At 43.3% G+C, this 15,737-nt stretch carries 17 protein-coding genes; 6 read left to right on the top strand and 11 right to left on the bottom strand.

Features of this window, described 5'->3' with window-relative positions; genetic code table 11:
• Window positions 1-229: 229 nt before the first annotated feature.
• The 4 genes from KIH87_RS19175 to KIH87_RS19160 form a co-directional block, all read right to left on the bottom strand.
• Window positions 230-1,363 (bottom strand): hypothetical protein, encoded by a 1,134-nt coding sequence (locus KIH87_RS19175; protein ID WP_232359457.1) that lies wholly within the window; start codon window positions 1,361-1,363, stop codon window positions 230-232.
• A gap of 101 nt (window positions 1,364-1,464) precedes the next feature.
• Window positions 1,465-2,760 (bottom strand): amidohydrolase, encoded by a 1,296-nt coding sequence (locus KIH87_RS19170; RefSeq protein ID WP_232359456.1) that lies wholly within the window; start codon window positions 2,758-2,760, stop codon window positions 1,465-1,467.
• 204 nt (window positions 2,761-2,964) lie between these two features.
• On the bottom strand, window positions 2,965-3,486 hold the full coding sequence (locus tag KIH87_RS19165) for an outer membrane protein (RefSeq protein WP_232359455.1): 522 nt from the start codon (window positions 3,484-3,486) through the stop codon (window positions 2,965-2,967).
• 413 nt (window positions 3,487-3,899) lie between these two features.
• The gene (locus tag KIH87_RS19160) at window positions 3,900-4,307 is read right to left on the bottom strand and encodes a VOC family protein (protein ID WP_232359454.1); all 408 of its coding nucleotides are present in this window, start codon (window positions 4,305-4,307) and stop codon (window positions 3,900-3,902) included.
• A gap of 222 nt (window positions 4,308-4,529) precedes the next feature.
• Here KIH87_RS19160 and can point away from each other — a divergent pair, with 222 nt between their 5' ends.
• Window positions 4,530-5,114, top strand: a complete 585-nt coding sequence (gene can, locus KIH87_RS19155) for a carbonate dehydratase (protein WP_232359453.1) — start codon at window positions 4,530-4,532, stop codon at window positions 5,112-5,114.
• Window positions 5,115-5,185: 71 nt separating this feature from the next.
• On the opposite strand, the gene gpsA is transcribed toward can, so the two are convergent.
• The 4 genes from gpsA to KIH87_RS19135 are packed head-to-tail and all read right to left on the bottom strand — an operon-like array spanning window position 5,186 to window position 7,471.
• On the bottom strand, window positions 5,186-6,223 hold the full coding sequence (gene gpsA / locus KIH87_RS19150) for an NAD(P)H-dependent glycerol-3-phosphate dehydrogenase (protein WP_232359452.1): 1,038 nt from the start codon (window positions 6,221-6,223) through the stop codon (window positions 5,186-5,188).
• Window positions 6,224-6,241: 18 nt separating this feature from the next.
• Window positions 6,242-6,748 (bottom strand): protein-export chaperone SecB, encoded by a 507-nt coding sequence (gene secB, locus KIH87_RS19145; protein ID WP_232359451.1) that lies wholly within the window; start codon window positions 6,746-6,748, stop codon window positions 6,242-6,244.
• 31 nt (window positions 6,749-6,779) lie between these two features.
• Window positions 6,780-7,040, bottom strand: coding sequence for a glutaredoxin 3 (gene grxC / locus KIH87_RS19140; protein WP_232359450.1), 261 nt, complete (start codon window positions 7,038-7,040; stop codon window positions 6,780-6,782).
• 5 nt (window positions 7,041-7,045) lie between these two features.
• Entirely contained in the window at window positions 7,046-7,471 is a 426-nt protein-coding gene (locus KIH87_RS19135; RefSeq protein WP_232359449.1) for a rhodanese-like domain-containing protein, read from the bottom strand.
• Window positions 7,472-7,753: 282 nt separating this feature from the next.
• Between KIH87_RS19135 and gpmM the strand changes: the two genes are divergently transcribed.
• From gpmM to KIH87_RS19110, 5 genes are all read left to right on the top strand, one after another.
• Window positions 7,754-9,289 carry a 2,3-bisphosphoglycerate-independent phosphoglycerate mutase gene (gene gpmM, locus KIH87_RS19130; protein ID WP_232359448.1) on the top strand — a complete coding sequence of 512 codons (1,536 nt, stop codon included), beginning with the start codon at window positions 7,754-7,756 and terminating at the stop codon, window positions 9,287-9,289.
• A 54-nt stretch (window positions 9,290-9,343) separates the two neighbouring features.
• Window positions 9,344-10,498, top strand: coding sequence for a murein hydrolase activator EnvC family protein (locus tag KIH87_RS19125; protein WP_232359447.1), 1,155 nt, complete (start codon window positions 9,344-9,346; stop codon window positions 10,496-10,498).
• A 159-nt stretch (window positions 10,499-10,657) separates the two neighbouring features.
• The gene (locus tag KIH87_RS19120) at window positions 10,658-11,614 is read left to right on the top strand and encodes a divergent polysaccharide deacetylase family protein (protein WP_232359446.1); all 957 of its coding nucleotides are present in this window, start codon (window positions 10,658-10,660) and stop codon (window positions 11,612-11,614) included.
• Window positions 11,615-11,793: 179 nt separating this feature from the next.
• The gene (locus KIH87_RS19115; RefSeq protein WP_408635774.1) at window positions 11,794-12,180 is read left to right on the top strand and encodes a MerC domain-containing protein; all 387 of its coding nucleotides are present in this window, start codon (window positions 11,794-11,796) and stop codon (window positions 12,178-12,180) included.
• Between the two features lie 94 nt (window positions 12,181-12,274).
• Window positions 12,275-13,039, top strand: coding sequence for a hypothetical protein (locus tag KIH87_RS19110; protein ID WP_232359445.1), 765 nt, complete (start codon window positions 12,275-12,277; stop codon window positions 13,037-13,039).
• 49 nt (window positions 13,040-13,088) lie between these two features.
• Here the strand turns inward: KIH87_RS19110 and KIH87_RS19105 are convergent, their stop codons facing one another.
• The 3 genes from KIH87_RS19105 to cheD form a co-directional block, all read right to left on the bottom strand.
• On the bottom strand, window positions 13,089-13,790 hold the full coding sequence (locus KIH87_RS19105) for a 4'-phosphopantetheinyl transferase family protein (RefSeq protein WP_232359444.1): 702 nt from the start codon (window positions 13,788-13,790) through the stop codon (window positions 13,089-13,091).
• Between the two features lie 220 nt (window positions 13,791-14,010).
• Window positions 14,011-15,096: a protein-glutamate methylesterase/protein-glutamine glutaminase gene (locus KIH87_RS19100; RefSeq protein ID WP_232359443.1), complete on the bottom strand. Its 1,086-nt coding sequence runs from the start codon at window positions 15,094-15,096 to the stop codon at window positions 14,011-14,013.
• Window positions 15,097-15,103: 7 nt separating this feature from the next.
• The gene (gene cheD / locus KIH87_RS19095) at window positions 15,104-15,733 is read right to left on the bottom strand and encodes a chemoreceptor glutamine deamidase CheD (protein WP_232359442.1); all 630 of its coding nucleotides are present in this window, start codon (window positions 15,731-15,733) and stop codon (window positions 15,104-15,106) included.
• Window positions 15,734-15,737 lie beyond the last annotated feature (4 nt).

The following is a 15,737-nucleotide window of genomic DNA, read 5'->3' as shown; positions in this document are numbered from 1 at the left end:
GTATTGCAACTGTTGAGTTGTTGTTTTGGACAAGAAAATGAATTCCGTAGCGAGTTACTCTTGCTAATGCAATGATGCTTGAATGCATCCGCCTATCTCATTTTTTGCCACATGCACAAATTAGGGGATTTTCATTCACACTTCATTAACACTTTAGTACAGTTAGTGACCAACTATTTTCACTTGTGGTGAGTTAACTATGAGGGAAGTTACTTCTATTTGAGAGGGATTAGCCGTTGTCGCGTCTGGCTTTGCTTAATATCTCTTGCATTAAATTTGATGACTGTTGTTTCGATAAGCGTTGCTGCTGACCATGCTGATTACGTGCCGTAACATCGGTAAACATAGGGTTTCTTACACTAGGAATATGATCTGCTACATCTTGTCTTGATGGAGCATTGCCATGTACTCCTTTAGCTGTTGGTCCAGGTACTTGGCTACCAGCGTGTTTAGAATGCTGTGGACGCCTTTCAGCATGTTGTGCAGTTAAATTGGATACATGGCTTCTTAATGCGGTTGCTTCATCTTTATCAATATTTCCTCTGTGACCTTCTGTTAGATGATCAAAAACTTTTCGTCCGCCAATGTAAATTTTAAAACGCGCTGCCTTTAGGGTGCCGGCATGCTCTCCACTATCATGAACATAACCAGTCGCTTTAAAGCGAACTTGATCTCCGTGCTTTTCTCGTAAACTCTTTAATCCTGACTCAATGGCGAGAAACTCAGTATTTTGATGAACACTTGCTGCTTGAGCACTTAACTCATCGTTAGGGCCATGTAATGATCCTGCGACCAAATGAGATAGTTCTGCACCCCATCTGGACTGTGAATTGTCTAAAGGAGTGAACCCGGATTTTGCCATTAGTTGATTGCTCAGGTGGGTACGAACGGCTTCTGAATCCGATGGCCAAGCGGATGTGCTTCGTTGAGTTGTATGAACCCCAATTCCCGAAGTTCTTCCTGTGCCATTGTCTTCTCTGTGACCTTTCCAATGAATTCTGACAGTGCCTTGCTTGTAATCTTTGTTGTTAGATAATGAAGAAACTCTTCCTGTGTTGGCGATTGTTGTTGGGTTACCATCTGTGCTGCCCCTTGCTCGCATAGATAACATTGAACCACCAGTATGCCGTGGATTATGTTTTGGAAGTTCTATAAACTTTACTTTTTCACCTCGTTTAGATAATTGGTCAGCAGATCTGCGGGTCATCATTTGCGGCTGCATATCTTTGCCAACAGCAATTCCCATGCGGTCGGAATGCCTTTTCATCCCACCGGAAGTAGGCGCTCTGAAGGTTGATTTTAGCCTTTCCTGAATTTTTTCTTTGGCTTTCTTTCGTCCTTTGTATGCAAGGGAGTGGGGCAAGAGATATCCATATAATATTGAAAGAAGAGAACTAATATAACCGAATAGAGTAAAAAGTAAACGGTGAAGTAGGGTTTGCTCCCATCCTTGGGAGGGTTTCCTTATTTACTATGCATGTTCATATAGTCAATGGTTAGATTCGACAATAATTCAACACCCAGATTCATGCCGCTGTCATCCACATAAAATTCAGGTGTATGATGAGCTGGGGCTTGATCCATTGGGGTATCCAAGGGTTTACCGCCAACAAACAGATATAGCCCTGGCACTTCTTTTTGGAAGAATGAGAAGTCCTCAGCACCAGTAATGGCATTGGTATTAATGACATTGTCCTTGCCTGCGGTTGCTTCTAATGTAGGCAGCATCTTATCCATTAATGATGGTTCATTGAAGGTAATTGGATAACTGTAATCCAGAGGCAGAATAACCTCGGCAGAAGCGCCCATACTTTCAGCAATTGCGTTCACTTTACGTGGAAGAGACTTGTAAATGTGCTCTCTGGCTTTTTCGTTGAGTGTGCGAATAGTGCCAACCAGTTCCACTTTATCAGGAATGATATTGGAACGAACGCCACCATGAATAGAGCCGATTGTGACAACAGCGGCATTGTCTGTTAGTTCCAATTCGCGGCTGACCAAGGTTTGCAGCCCCATAATGACTTGAGCTGAAGTAACGACCGGGTCAACACTTAGCCAAGGGTATGCGCCATGAGCTTGCTTACCATGTATGACTACTTTAAATGGATCAACCGCTGCCATGATGCCGCCGTGACGGTACTTAACAGTGCCAACGTTAGTACGCGCATTAATGTGCAGGCCAAACACCACATCAACATCTTTCATGACGCCTTCTTTAACCATCACTTCAGCGCCGCCAGTTTCACCTTCTGGTGCACCTTCCTCGGCAGGTTGAAAGATAAACTTCACTTTACCTTTTAGCTGGGAACGCATTTCACTTAGGATGGTTGCTGCGCCCATCAGCATAGCCATGTGGGTGTCGTGACCACAGGCGTGAGATACAGGGACTTCCTTACCGTTGAACTCGCCACGAGCCTTGGATTTCCATGGCAGTTCGCTGGTTTCTAATACCGGCAAACCATCCATATCGGCACGCAATCCTACCGTAGGACCAGGATTACCAGAATCCAAAATGGCGACTACACCTGTCTTTGCGACACCCGTTTGTACGTCCATATTCAGACTGCGCAGGTAGTTGGCAATGTATTTAGAGGTTTCAAATTCCCGATTCGATAACTCTGGATGCTCATGAAAATGGTGGCGCCATTCAATCACTTTTGACTCAATTTTTGACGCTGAAGCGGCAACATCAGATGTTGCTGAGTAAGCGGCAAATGCCGGTAAAGCTGAAAGAAGGGCAAAGAGATGTTTATACTTCATAGTGTGTTCCTGATATGCCAACCTTGATGTTGGGGAAATCGTGGCTAATGAGTATATATGAGGAAGGGAATAGTGCTCAATTATTCGCTACTTGCTGATACGATGAATGCGCTAATTGATGCTATGAAGTGCAGATTTTGTAGATATAAAGAGCTCTGCTGTGATTTCAGAGCTCTATGATTCTGTTCAATTGTTCAGTTCAAATTAGAATTTGAATGCAACCGCTGCAGTGATGAAATCAGAGTCGTCAAATTTGGTGTAAGAAACAGAGAAATCTCCGTAGCTGATACCTGCACCGTAACCTGTTTCAGATTCACTGTCAGAAGCACTAACTGTTACTTCGCCAATAGTAAGAGATGCATTTGTCTTTGCTCGCGCATAAGCTAAACGACCAAATACTGCTAGTTCGTCATTGATCATATAAGTAGGGCGATAGGCAATGCCATAGTAATTTTTGACATTCAACTCTAGAGTAACATCGCCATCTTTGATCTTGTCAGAGCCGTGACCAAATCCAAACATTAATTCCGCTTTATGTTGGAAACTATCTGCGGGATTGAAGTTATAGCCAGCAGTACCTGAAATAGCCATTTGTTCAAAGTCTCGAGTACCATCAAAGTCTTCAGAAAGTGAAGAAACGCCTAATTCAACATAGTAATTTTCATCAGCTGCAAGTGCAGAGGAAGAAAGAGCGGCTAGAGTGATTGCTAAAAGTGTTTTTTTCATCCGTTTATTCCTTAAATAAAAATTCCAAGTCTGGCTCGAGCTCGAGTAGGAAGTGAGCCAACCTATTGAGAAGTGCTTAATGAAGTTTTGCCCTGAGAGTTATAGTTCTACAAGGGAAAACGCAGGGATGATAGAGAATTTAAATGGATTGGCAATAGTATTTTTAAGAATCTAATGTTTGGAAACACTTTTATATAAAGAATTTACATGTTTGTATTTAACCCCAACTCGCGATAAGACGTGGTGATAAAAACAGTTAACCCGTTGTTATAGATATAATTATTTGGAAATGTTCAAAAACACTTCCTTATCCCGAGTTGGGGTTATTTAATTAGTTGTTTCTAACGGATTGATAATTTGAATAAACATGGTTGCACAGTAAAGTTTTATGATAGTAGTCACTTAAATATCATTTATGCTTCTAACACACTAACCATCCAGGACATGCCATATTGATCTGTAACCATTCCGAATAATCCTCCCCAAAAACTGGGGGCTAATGGCATGGTGATTTTGCCATTCGTTGCCAAGCCTTCCATGATTCGTATGCCTTCTTCTTCGGATGCAACATTGAATGACAGTGAAAAGCCGGCGAAATTAGGTTCTCCCGCACAATCCCCATCTGATGCCATCAATGAGGTGTCACCTATTTTAAAATTGGCGTGCATAACCTTATCTCCACAATTGGGTGGACAGATTGACTGGTCGGGGCTCTCATCGTACTTCATCAGCATGGATACTTCTATTCCCAATAGATCCTGATAAAAAGTAAGTGCTTCCTCACATTTTCCGTTAAAGAATAAATAGGTTTCTACATTCATCGAATCGAAGTTTCTGAAAATATTTATTCCGGATCATAGCGCTATAGGTAAATGAAGTCATGATGTCTAACGATTTTCCTTACTAAATTCATGGATGATTCTTCTAAATGGCTGTGTATAATCTTTTACTTGCAAAACGACAGAAAATTTTAATGACAAGCCGGGCGCTAGGGCTAAGCAATTTGCTCGGGCTTTATGCTGCCTGCCAAACAGGAAACCCATATGAGTCATACAATCCAGGACTTATTTAAGAAAAATGTTGAGTGGGCTGAAAGTGTTAAAGAACGCGATCCGGAGTTTTTTGACAAGCTTTCAGGGCAACAAACACCTAAATTTCTATGGATTGGATGTGCAGATAGCCGAGTGCCGTCTACACAAATAGTGGATTTGATGCCGGGTGACATTTTCGTTCATCGAAATGTTGCCAACGTTGTAGTACATACCGACTTAAACTGCCTGTCTGTTATGCAATATGCCGTTGATGTCCTAAAAGTAGAGCACATTATCGTATGTGGTCACTATGGATGCGGTGGTGTTGCAGCTTCATTAGGGAATCAGCCTTTGGGGCTAATCGACAACTGGTTGGAACATATCCGTGATGTTATCGTTACTCACAGTGACGAATTGGATAAGCTTTCTGGACAGGAAAAAGTTGATCGCTTATGTGAATTAAACGTATTGGAACAGGCAGAGAATGTTCGTCGTTCAGCAATATACAAAGGAGCGATAGCTCGAGGTCAGAATATTACTATTCATAGTTGGATATATGGTATTAAAGACGGCTTGATAAGAGCCCTTAGCTGGTAACCAGCTGGTTGAATGGAATGTAAGAAAGGCGCTAATTTGAGCGCCTTTTTTATAATTATCGCGAGCTCTAATTAGCTTTCCTGATCCGAACTTTTTGATTCGTACTTCATTTCTCTGCCAAGCAGCGACATTGCGGCTTCTTTCAGAGGTTTGTTTTCGTAAAGCACTTGATAAATTTGCTCGGTAATCGGTACTTCAACCTGGTTTCGTTGCGCCAGAATATACACTTCTTTGGTATTTCTATAGCCTTCTACAACCTGGCCTATTTCAGCAATCGCTTCATCGACCTTTTTCCCTTGTCCAAGTGCCATACCAAAGCGGCGGTTACGGGATTGGTTATCGGTACAGGTAAGTACCAAATCGCCAAGTCCAGCCATGCCCATAAAGGTATGTGGATCGGCGCCCAGTTTGATTCCAAGGCGGGTCATTTCTGCTAATCCTCGAGTTATCAAGGCCGTGCGTGCATTGGCACCGAAACCCATGCCGTCGGATAAGCCAGCACCAATTGCAACCACATTTTTAACAGCCCCGCCTAACTGAACACCAACTACATCGGTGCTCTTATATACTCTAAAGGACTTCTGGCAATGCAGTTTATTGGCAAATTCTTCCAGGAACTGTTCATCTGTAGAGGCAAGCGTAATGGCTGTGGGCATTCCGGCCGCCATCTCTTTGGCGAACGTTGGACCTGAAAGTACGGCCATTGGAATATCACCCAGGCATTCTTGTGCCACATCTTGTAGCAGCCTACCGGTTTCAGGCTCCAAACCTTTGGTTGCCCAGATGATGCGTTGTCCTGGTTTAATGATGGGTTTTATCTGCTGAAGTAAATCGGCAAAGGAATGGCTGGGAACGACGATGAGAATATCTCTGCTATAACTTACGGCTTTTTCCAGATCGGTTTCCACTTGCATGGCTTCTGGAAATTCAAATCCGGGCAGATAATAGGTATTGCTTCGAGCTTGCTGCATCGCCAGCATTTTTTGTTTGTCTCGTCCCCATAGCTGTGTAGGAACCTTATTGCGAGACAAACAAAACGCGAGAGCAGTGCCATAAGACCCTGCTCCCAGTACCGAGATAGTCTCGTTATACATTACGTTTTCAGACATAAGTTTTTATGCCTTTAATTATGCGTCTAGCTGTTGGCCTTCTTGAGCGGCATGTTCTTGCTGACGTTTTTGAACATATGCTGCAAAGATAGCATCAAAATTCACTGGTGCCAGATTCAGAGGAGGGAAAGTCCCTCTGTTGACCAGATTAGAGATGGTTTCGCGTGCATATGGGAAAAGCATGTTCGGACAGAATGCTCCCAACATATGAGGCAATTGCTCTTCTGGAATATTTTCAATAGTGAAAATACCCGCTTGTTGAACTTCACAAAGGAATGCTGTCGTCTCTTCGATTTTTGCTGTTACTGTGATGGTGAGTACAACTTCGAAGTTTACTTCGTCCAATTTAGTGCTTCGGGTGTCAATATCCAGCTTGATTTCAGGTTTCCACTCTTTGTGGAAAATAGCCGGGGAATTCGGTGTTTCAAACGAAATGTCTTTGCAGTAAATGCGTTGTAATGCAAATTGAGTTTGAGGTTGGCTTTCTGGCGCACCTGCACCGTTTGTCAAATTTTCTTCAGACATGGTTTAAATCCTGTTTTACGATCCCACAATTCTAGTCGGCTAGAAGTGGATCTAACTTTTGTTGTTCTTCAAGCGCCATCATATCGTCGCAGCCGCCAATGTGCAGATCGCCACCAATGAAAATTTGAGGAACGGTGTAGCCACCATTTGCTCTTTCAATCATGCCGTCACGTAATTCTGGCTGCTCGTCAATTTTGTACTCTATGTATGCCACATTTTTACTGTCTAAAAGGGCTTTGGCTCTTTTGCAGTATGGGCAATGACCCTTGGTGTATATCTCTACTTTTTTCATTTGATTCACTTTTTAACCGGTAAACCTTCACCTTGCCAGGATCCCATACCGCCTTTAAGCACTGAAACCTTAGCAAAACCAGCTTTTAGCATTTGCATGGCGGTACGTTTAGCAGACATACCCATAGGGCAGACTACAATAATGGGTTTGTCTTTAAACTTTTCAAGTTTGCTGAAGTCGCCTTTAGTGACTGATTCTGCCGGAATCTGAGTAGCGCCAAGGATGTGACCCTTTTTAAATTCTGCAGTAGGACGTATATCCAATACGACAGCATCTTCCTTGTTTATTTGGCGAGTGGCTTCATGTGTGGAGATTTCTTGCAATGGCGAGAAAAAACTTACGACATAGCTGTATATCAGTAAGCAAAACAATACCACCCAAGCGGTTGCCAAATAAGGATGATTACCGATAAACTCAACAAGCTGTTGCATAGTTAAAAGTAGCCTTACGTTAACGTCATCTGAAAAAAGTCTGCAAAGTATATAGAAATTGCCAGCAGACGCTAGTTTTATAAGGCCATAACTTGGTTTTCTCTGTACCCTGACAATAACAAAATGAGACAACGTAGCGGCGCAGAAATCATTTCTTTTTGTGGAATGAGCGCAATGTATTTTCACTGGACGGCCTTAATTTTAAAGGGCTGGCACAGTCGTTTCGATTTGTCAGGCTGTCTACTAAATTAATTCATTTAGCACTTTGTGGAGACGAAATTCATGAATCCGGGAAAGAAACCCTTGGTATTGTTGATTTTGGATGGGTGGGGTTACCGGGAAGAGACCGACAATAACGCGATTGCCAATGCTGCAACGCCTGTGTTGGATGAGTTATGGCAATCATGCCCTCACACGCTTATCTCTGGATCCGGGCTGGATGTTGGTTTGCCTGACGGGCAAATGGGAAACTCTGAAGTCGGGCACGTAAATTTAGGTGCCGGTCGCGTTGTTTATCAGGATTTCACACGCATTACCAAGTCCATTCAAGACGGGGAGTTTGCATCAAATCCGGTTATTGCTGGCAATATTAAGGCCGCTGTTGAGAACGACAAAGCGGTTCACATCATGGGGTTGATGTCACCTGGTGGCGTTCACAGTCATACAGATCACATCTTTGCATTGGTTCGCGCAGCGGCAGAACTAGGTGCTAAAAAGATCTATTTGCATGCCTTTTTGGATGGTCGAGACACGCCACCAAGAAGTGCGGAATCATCGTTGAAACAAGCTGATGAACTATTCGCTGAATTAGGCGTGGGTAAAACTGCGAGCCTGGTGGGCCGTTACTATGCCATGGATCGTGATCAACGTTGGGATCGCGTTCAGGCTGCCTACGACATGCTGACTCTTGGCAAGAGCGAGTTTCAGGCGGAGTCAGCCATTGCGGGTTTGGAAGCGGCTTATGCGCGTGGTGAAAACGACGAGTTTGTTAAAACTACCTTGATTGGTGACGCTGCACCTCTTGAAGATGGTGATGCGCTCTTCTTTGCGAATTTCCGCGCTGATCGTGCTCGCCAAATTTCTCGCGCTTTTACTGATGTCGACTTCTCTGGCTTTGAACGTAAGAAAACGCCAGCGTTGTGTGCCTTTGTGACCCTAACTCAATTTGCTGCGGATATTAAAGCGGCGGTGGCTTTCCCGCCAGAAGAACTGAAAAATGTCATGGGAGAATGGTTAGCCAAGCACAATCGCACGCAATTGCGTATCTCTGAAACCGAGAAATATGCGCATGTGACCTTCTTTTTCAGCGGTGGACGAGAAGACTTATATCAAGGAGAAGAACGTATTCTGGTTCCTTCTCCAGACGTTGCTACTTACGATTTGCAGCCAGAAATGAATTCGGAAGAATTGACCAATAAGCTGGTGGGCGCCATCGAATCGCAGAAGTTTGACGTGATAATTTGTAATTATCCAAATGGTGACATGGTGGGTCATACCGGTGTCTATGAAGCCGCTGTCAAAGCTTGTGAAGCCGTGGACAAGTGTATAGGTCGAGTCGTTGAAGCATTGCGCAAGGTTGGCGGTGAGTGTTTGATTACTGCCGATCATGGTAACGCGGAGCAGATGGTTGATCACAATACTGGACAAGCACACACTGCACATACCAGCGAACTTGTACCTTTCATTTATGTTGGTCGTAGTGCCCTGCCTCGCGAAGGAGCGACGCTTAGTGATGTAGCACCAACCATGTTGCATCTAATGGGTATGCCTCAGCCAGACGAGATGACCGGCAAACCCATTATGACGTTACAGGACTAACGAGTAAGGACGCTTCCTTAATTTATGAAGCCTACGTTAAATCTGAGCAGAGTTATGCAAACACCACAGCGGTTTTCCCTGTGGTGTTTTGCTGTAGTTTTGGGCTGGGGATTATGCGTTCATAGCACTATTGTTCGGGCACAGTCGAATGAGCCCAATGAGCAAGAATTGCAGCAAATTCAGAATCAGATTAAGCGCAGGCAAGAGCAGTTGCAGGAGCAAATGTTATCTGCACAAGATCTGCAGAATCGTTTAAAAGCAGCGGAATTAGAGATTTCCCGTTTGTCTCAGGACATTGTGGTGAGTGAGCGTATGATTAAGGATAATCAGAAGGAACAGAATACGCTGATCAAAGAGAAAAATGCTCTTTTGAAAAAGAAGGAAGAACAGCAGGCATTACTGGCAAAGCAAATTCGAAGTGCTTACATGCGTGGTAATCATGATTACACCAAAATGCTATTAAATCAGGAAGATGCCGGGAAGTTTGAGCGTATGTTGGTGTATTACCAGTATTTGAATAATGCTCGCCAAAGCGAAATTGAGAGCTTCCAGAGTCTGGTTACTCAGTTATTGGATGTTGCGACAAAGTTGAAAGCAAATGCTGATCAACTAAAACGCGATAAGGCTAATTTGGAACAGCAGCAAGTTGTGATGCGTTTACGTCAACAAGAAAGGGAATCGACGCTACAAGCGCTGCAAAAAACCATTAACAACGAAGCGGCTCATATCGAGCAACTGCAAATTAACGAACAGAACTTGGTTCAGGCCATGGAGGCCGCCCGTAAATCTCAGGAAATGGCAGATCAGGAGCTTCTGGGGTTGGAGCCGTTCAAAGGAAAATTGCTTCAACCTGCCGATGGCAGATTGAGAAAACTCTTTGGTAAACGACGCCAGGGACAAGTCCATTGGAAAGGAGTGTTAGTCTATGGCGATGCGGGTAGTCCCATCAGTGCTATTCATCATGGCAAAGTCTTGTTTGCCGATTGGCTCAGAGGGTTTGGCTTGATGATTATCGTTGACCACGGTAATGGTTACATGAGCCTGTATGGTCAAAATCAAGCTTTGTTAAAGCAGGTCGGAGACCGTGTTGAAGCCGGCGAAACTATTGCCCTGTTAGGCCAAAGTGGAGGTCAGTCAAGACCTTCACTTTACTTCGAGATCCGGCACAAAGGCCAGCCTGTTAATCCAGCCAACTGGTTGCAGAAATAATTGCAAAGAATCGTAAAGATTAGTGGATTATGCGATCGTATTATCTATAATGTGTTCTTGTTTGGTGTGGTAAATATCCCATCAACAATTTTCCAAAAGCTTCGGAGTGTTGGTTGTTCGTGAACGAACGCTCCTGAAAGAAAAGAGCTTATAAAAGCCGTGCGCAACAACAATATCTGCAGTGCAGCCATACCTTTTGAGTGTGCGCTGCACAAAGCAGAACCGAAAACGTTTGATCATATTGAACGTAAAAAAACGCTAACAGGAAAGCTGGTCTCCTTAATCGGAACTGGTTCATTTTTGTTGGCGTTTTTTTTGTTAAACACTTTTTCTTTCAGAGCTGTTAAAAGTGTTTTGATTGCTTTGGGTTTAGGCTTTGCTAGTCTGGTGAATGCCTCCACTATTGCCTTGATCATTGATGACATTGGTAACAAGCCTGAAGATATTCGAGCCTTTTCACTTCCTAGCGAAATCACCTTCGCGATATTGCCTCATACACCGTACTCAATGCCTTTTTCGCAACTGGCTGAGCAACAGCAAAGAGAAGTAATGTTGCATGTACCGATGGAATCTTTGTCGGGCAAAGAGTTAGGACCAGGAGCGTTAACCTCAATAATGCCGCCGGAGATGATTAAAGAGCAACTGGAACAAGCTCATGCCAGTGTGCCGAATGCCATTGCTATTAATAATCATATGGGTAGCAAATTAACGCAGTTAACCTTACCTATGACGGCGACGATGGAGTACCTGCAAACTAAAGGTTTGTATTTCGTTGATAGTCGAACGACGCGTTTTAGCCGTGCTGAAAACATCGCTCAAAAATACGGTGTGCCGAGTTTACACCGACATGTTTTTTTAGATCATATTCCAGAACCTCGACACATCGAGACTCAGTTTAAGCGTTTGAGAGGAATTGCCAACCGCGATGGTTTAGCTATTGGTATTGCTCATCCATATCCACAAACATTGGCTTATCTCTCCAAACATTTACCCGAATTGGAAAAGGCGGGTATCAGGTTGGTTCCTCTCAGTGAATTGATGTTTGATAAACAGCAACAGCTCGCAATGAATAAAGCGGAAGAAAAAGAAAGTCCGGTTGTTGCAGAAGACGAATAAGCTTTAATCTCTCTTTTATACCCTCTTATCTTGTACTATTTCTCGAAATATTCTTTTAATGAATTCGCCCGAATTTAGCCCAATTAAGATTTGGTTTGATGTAAAAACTTGCACTACAATAATAATGTTATATTATATCATCCACTCAAATTGAGATGGTTTAAACGTAAGGTATCATTTTGGCACAAGGTAATACTCGCATATTAGACAAAGTAGGCATTTGGGCATCTAGCCTGTGTGCTGTGCATTGCTTGTCATTGCCAGTATTGTTGCCAATTGCTCCTTTACTTGGCGCCAGCTTTTTTGCTCAAGACTGGTTTGAGCGTAGTATCCTTATTGTTTCCCTGGTTGTGGGTTTTTGGGCAATGCTGGTGGGGTTTTACCGCCATCACCGTCAGATTTCTCCTCTGATTAGTATTGCGTTGGGTGGGATGATTTACTGGAATAAAGATATTTTCGGTGAGTCTTTCGAGCCTATCACTATTGCCATAGGCGCTATGCTGATCGTTGCGGCTCACGTAACCAACTTAAGACTTACTCAACAAAGCAAGAAGCGTGCTTCCTAGTTTTATCGATCTCAGATTAATCTGTATCACTCTCTGAACTTCTATTTCTACAATCTGTCTATAAGGCTAGTAAAATCAATGTAGTAGCCTGTTAATGCAGTTGGTCGCCACTCCTCTGGACTTTTCTCCTAAAGCATCCCAAAGTCATGGGTGGTTGTACTTTGTTGTTATTTCTATATTTCTACATTTGGGTTTTGTTGCGGTTATTCAAAATCAGGTGAAAATAGGCGCTGTTCTTACGCAGGATAAGCCTCAAGAACCCAAACCGATTGAAACTTACTTCGTTACTTCTGCCATGCTTGCTCCCCCTAAATCTGAACCTGTCCCTGAAGTTGTTGAAACGATTCCGGAAGAAAAAAGCGAGAAGATCGAAGATAATTTACAAGAGGTGGAAGAAGCAGAATTACCTGCAATTCAGTCTTCTTCTTTACCCTCTTCATCCCTTTCCACTGAGGAAGAGGAGATACAGGCAAACTCTGAAGAGGCTGAGCCTCGCTCATCCAGTCGAGCCTTTAGCTCTACCCAATCGTATTTTAATTCTATGGCAGATAATAAGCTTAGTGATATCGCCAGGCAGGAAGCTCAACAGTATCAATACAATCAGGCGCACCCTCAGGTTGGAGGAGCTTTGGGGTTGGATGGTTCTGGATATTCTTCTTCTGGTGCGACGGTTCAATATAAAGCGCCTAAACCTATCGCTGTGGATTGTTCCAGTACAGTGAAACAAGGTTTGAGTATATTGAGTACCTTAACTGGCGGTCATATTCGGTGTGCGGGAGGAGGTGATATCGACAGCTTTATTGATAAGAGAATGGAAAAGGAAGATTTACTGTCGCCTAAAAAGAACAATACTCGTTAACGAGAGCTATTTGGGCAAAAGCTTGTTTAGGAAAATCGCAGTGTTAGGTTTAGATAGTGACTAATGTCGCCCATTTCTCTTCTGAAAACTGATGATAGTAACCTTTCACTATTAATCCGGGCTGTATTGCAGGACATAAATCTTCTTCGACACGGAATGTAATTTCTTTCTTATCCTGATCAAATGAAAGAATTTCTACGGCGTCAAAATCAAAATAGCGTTTTACTTGAGGATAGGCGGCTTTAAAGAAGCTTTCTTTAACGGAAAAGACCAGGGTAAATACTTCTTCCTGGGTAAGACCTTCCTGTTCCAGAATAGTGCCAGCTTCTTTTGGCATAATGTGGCTGCAGATCTTTTCCATCGTGTCGGTGTTGACGAGGTTTTCAATATCAATACCCAGCCCTTTAACATCAGGATCTTTCGTCACTATGGTTGTGGCACAGGCTGTGGTATGGCTAATGGCTCCCAAGGTGGTTTCCGGCCAGAGAGGTTCACGCTGTTTACCGACGGGGATAAATTCAGGAAATTCGCCAACCATTGCCAAGGCTTTTAATGAGCAATAGCGGCCTGCAAGAAACTCTGCTCGACGTTTAACAACCGACTTCTTGACTGTGTCGGGGAAATGCACTCCATGTGAATCAAAGAGGTTATCCTGGTATGCGTCTAAATTAAATTCACAGTAGTACTGAATTAAATTTGGACGATCCCACCATTCTACCTGCCCATGATTACTTAAAAATGGTCTGTGCATGGTAAATAACCTTACGCCGCTTCGAAAAAACGCACCTTACATTGTTTGTAAAATGGTGCAATGAATTTATAAAAAAATCAGGGAAAACCCTGAATTAGACTTAAACACGCTCAAAAATTGTAGGAAATTACACAATTTATTGACATTTAGTTTACATTTAATCCGTAAACCAAACTGTAACTAAAATTTACCATGATAGCTACAGCTTAGTAAATGCTTGCTATCTTTTTGCAAACGGAGGGATGACTGAGGCGATTTTAGAAAGGTCTCTGATATTGGCACTTGGAACCGCGCCAGCAGCAACCGCAGTGCCGGGCATACCCCATACAACACTGGATTCTTCATTTTGTGCGTAGGTTTCACCGCCGGCATCAAATATGTGTTTTAAGCCACGGGCACCATCGTTACCCATACCTGTAAGTATGATCCCCATTGCATCGTTTTTCGCTTCTTTGGCGACGGAATCGAATAACACATCAACACTGGGCTTATGTCTGTTTACTTTTTCCCCATCTTCAATAATGCATTGGTATCCTACTGCTCGACGTTTAATACTGAGGTGTAGTCCACCGGGAGCAATGTAGATATGCCCGGGTAAAATACGTTCTTTGTCTTCGGCTTCCTTCACTGTAACCGGCAAACACTGGTTTAGCCTTCGGGCATAGGATTGAGTAAACCCTGCGGGCAAATGTAGGACAACAACAATGGATTCACTGCCTGAAAATTTAACGGCCTCCAGCAAAGCTCTAAGTGCCTCCAGTCCTCCAGTTGAACCGCCAATGGCGATAATTTTATTGGTCGGTTGGGAGGGAATTTGCAGAATCCGAGCTCTTTGAATATCAATGGGCTGGTGTTTTACATGCTCTTCAGCTTTTAAACGGTTTTGATAGGCCAAAAGCTTGGTTTTGGACACGCTGGCAGCGGTAATGACTTTGTTGATAATAATGTCGCGGTAATCGGCCATCATTTCACTGATATTATTGGGTTTCTCGATAAAATCGATAGCGCCTAACTCCAAGGCTTGCATGGTGATCTGTGAGCCTTCAGATGTCAGTGTAGAAATCATGACTACGGGCATTGGCCGTAAGCGCATCAGGTTTTTCAGGAAGGTAATGCCATTCATCCGTGGCATTTCCACATCTAATGTAATCACATCGGGGGAGAGATCTTTGATCATTTGACGAGCTTGATGAGGATCAACCGCACACCCAACAACTTCAAGCCTGGGATCTGAATCCAGAATGGAAGTAAGTAATTCGCGAATTAACTGTGAGTCATCAACGATAAGTACTTTTATTTTTTTCATTCTTTACCTAATCAAACAGGTCTATATCACCTGTGATCTCCTCTTGTTTGCTCAATTGAGTAGAGTATTTGTTCTCACGAGCAACGATGGTGTCATTATGCATGTGTTGTAGCCGTTTAACTTTAACTGAACCCTCTAACGGAAAAAAGACCACTTTTCTGGGATGAGGCCCTCCCAGGTCAGATGCTTTTAATTTGTAGCCTTCCATCGTCATGAACTTATGTAAAAAAGAAATATTACGCTGCCCTATGGCGGTCATATGCTTGATAATTTGCCCGCCGCCAAAAGCTTTAAAAATCAGACGACTTTTGTCGGCACCATTACGGAGCAAATCATTAACCAATCGTTCCATGGCAACATCACCATAACGGAATGATTCACTTAATAATCCCATATCATCCTTGCGGCTACTGGGTAACATAAAATGGTTCATACCGCCGATGCCTTGTACTGGGTCATAAACGCATACAGAAATGCATGAACCAAGTACGGTTGTGATCACTTCCTGTCCTGTTGTGACGTAATATTCTCCGGGAAGGATCTTGGCTGCGAAAGTATTGTGATGCCTATCCCAATAGCGATTGACATGTTCAAAGCCTGGTAAGCAGGTTGGGGGAGAGGGTTTGTGATGGTGCATGGCT

Origin of the sequence: Paraneptunicella aestuarii (assembly GCF_019900845.1) — a bacterium.
GTDB lineage: Bacteria > Pseudomonadota > Gammaproteobacteria > Enterobacterales > Alteromonadaceae > Paraneptunicella > Paraneptunicella aestuarii.
Note: the sequence above shows the minus strand (reverse complement) of the source record. Positions and strands in the feature narration are given on the sequence as shown.

What these genes read in the sequence shown, in the direction of transcription:
- KIH87_RS19170 (WP_232359456.1), bottom strand. Translation starts at nt 2,760, where the DNA reads ATGAAGTATAAACATCTCTTTGCCCTTCTTTCAGCTTTACCGGCATTT.
- KIH87_RS19135 (WP_232359449.1), bottom strand. Translation starts at nt 7,471, where the DNA reads ATGCAACAGCTTGTTGAGTTTATCGGTAATCATCCTTATTTGGCAACC.
- KIH87_RS19160 (WP_232359454.1), bottom strand. Translation starts at nt 4,307, where the DNA reads ATGAATGTAGAAACCTATTTATTCTTTAACGGAAAATGTGAGGAAGCA.
- KIH87_RS19125 (WP_232359447.1), top strand. Translation starts at nt 9,344, where the DNA reads ATGCAAACACCACAGCGGTTTTCCCTGTGGTGTTTTGCTGTAGTTTTG.
- KIH87_RS19105 (WP_232359444.1), bottom strand. Translation starts at nt 13,790, where the DNA reads ATGCACAGACCATTTTTAAGTAATCATGGGCAGGTAGAATGGTGGGAT.
- KIH87_RS19165 (WP_232359455.1), bottom strand. Translation starts at nt 3,486, where the DNA reads ATGAAAAAAACACTTTTAGCAATCACTCTAGCCGCTCTTTCTTCCTCT.
- cheD (WP_232359442.1), bottom strand. Translation starts at nt 15,733, where the DNA reads ATGCACCATCACAAACCCTCTCCCCCAACCTGCTTACCAGGCTTTGAA.
- can (WP_232359453.1), top strand. Translation starts at nt 4,530, where the DNA reads ATGAGTCATACAATCCAGGACTTATTTAAGAAAAATGTTGAGTGGGCT.
- KIH87_RS19110 (WP_232359445.1), top strand. Translation starts at nt 12,275, where the DNA reads ATGCAGTTGGTCGCCACTCCTCTGGACTTTTCTCCTAAAGCATCCCAA.
- grxC (WP_232359450.1), bottom strand. Translation starts at nt 7,040, where the DNA reads ATGAAAAAAGTAGAGATATACACCAAGGGTCATTGCCCATACTGCAAA.
- gpmM (WP_232359448.1), top strand. Translation starts at nt 7,754, where the DNA reads ATGAATCCGGGAAAGAAACCCTTGGTATTGTTGATTTTGGATGGGTGG.
- secB (WP_232359451.1), bottom strand. Translation starts at nt 6,748, where the DNA reads ATGTCTGAAGAAAATTTGACAAACGGTGCAGGTGCGCCAGAAAGCCAA.
- KIH87_RS19100 (WP_232359443.1), bottom strand. Translation starts at nt 15,096, where the DNA reads ATGAAAAAAATAAAAGTACTTATCGTTGATGACTCACAGTTAATTCGC.
- gpsA (WP_232359452.1), bottom strand. Translation starts at nt 6,223, where the DNA reads ATGTCTGAAAACGTAATGTATAACGAGACTATCTCGGTACTGGGAGCA.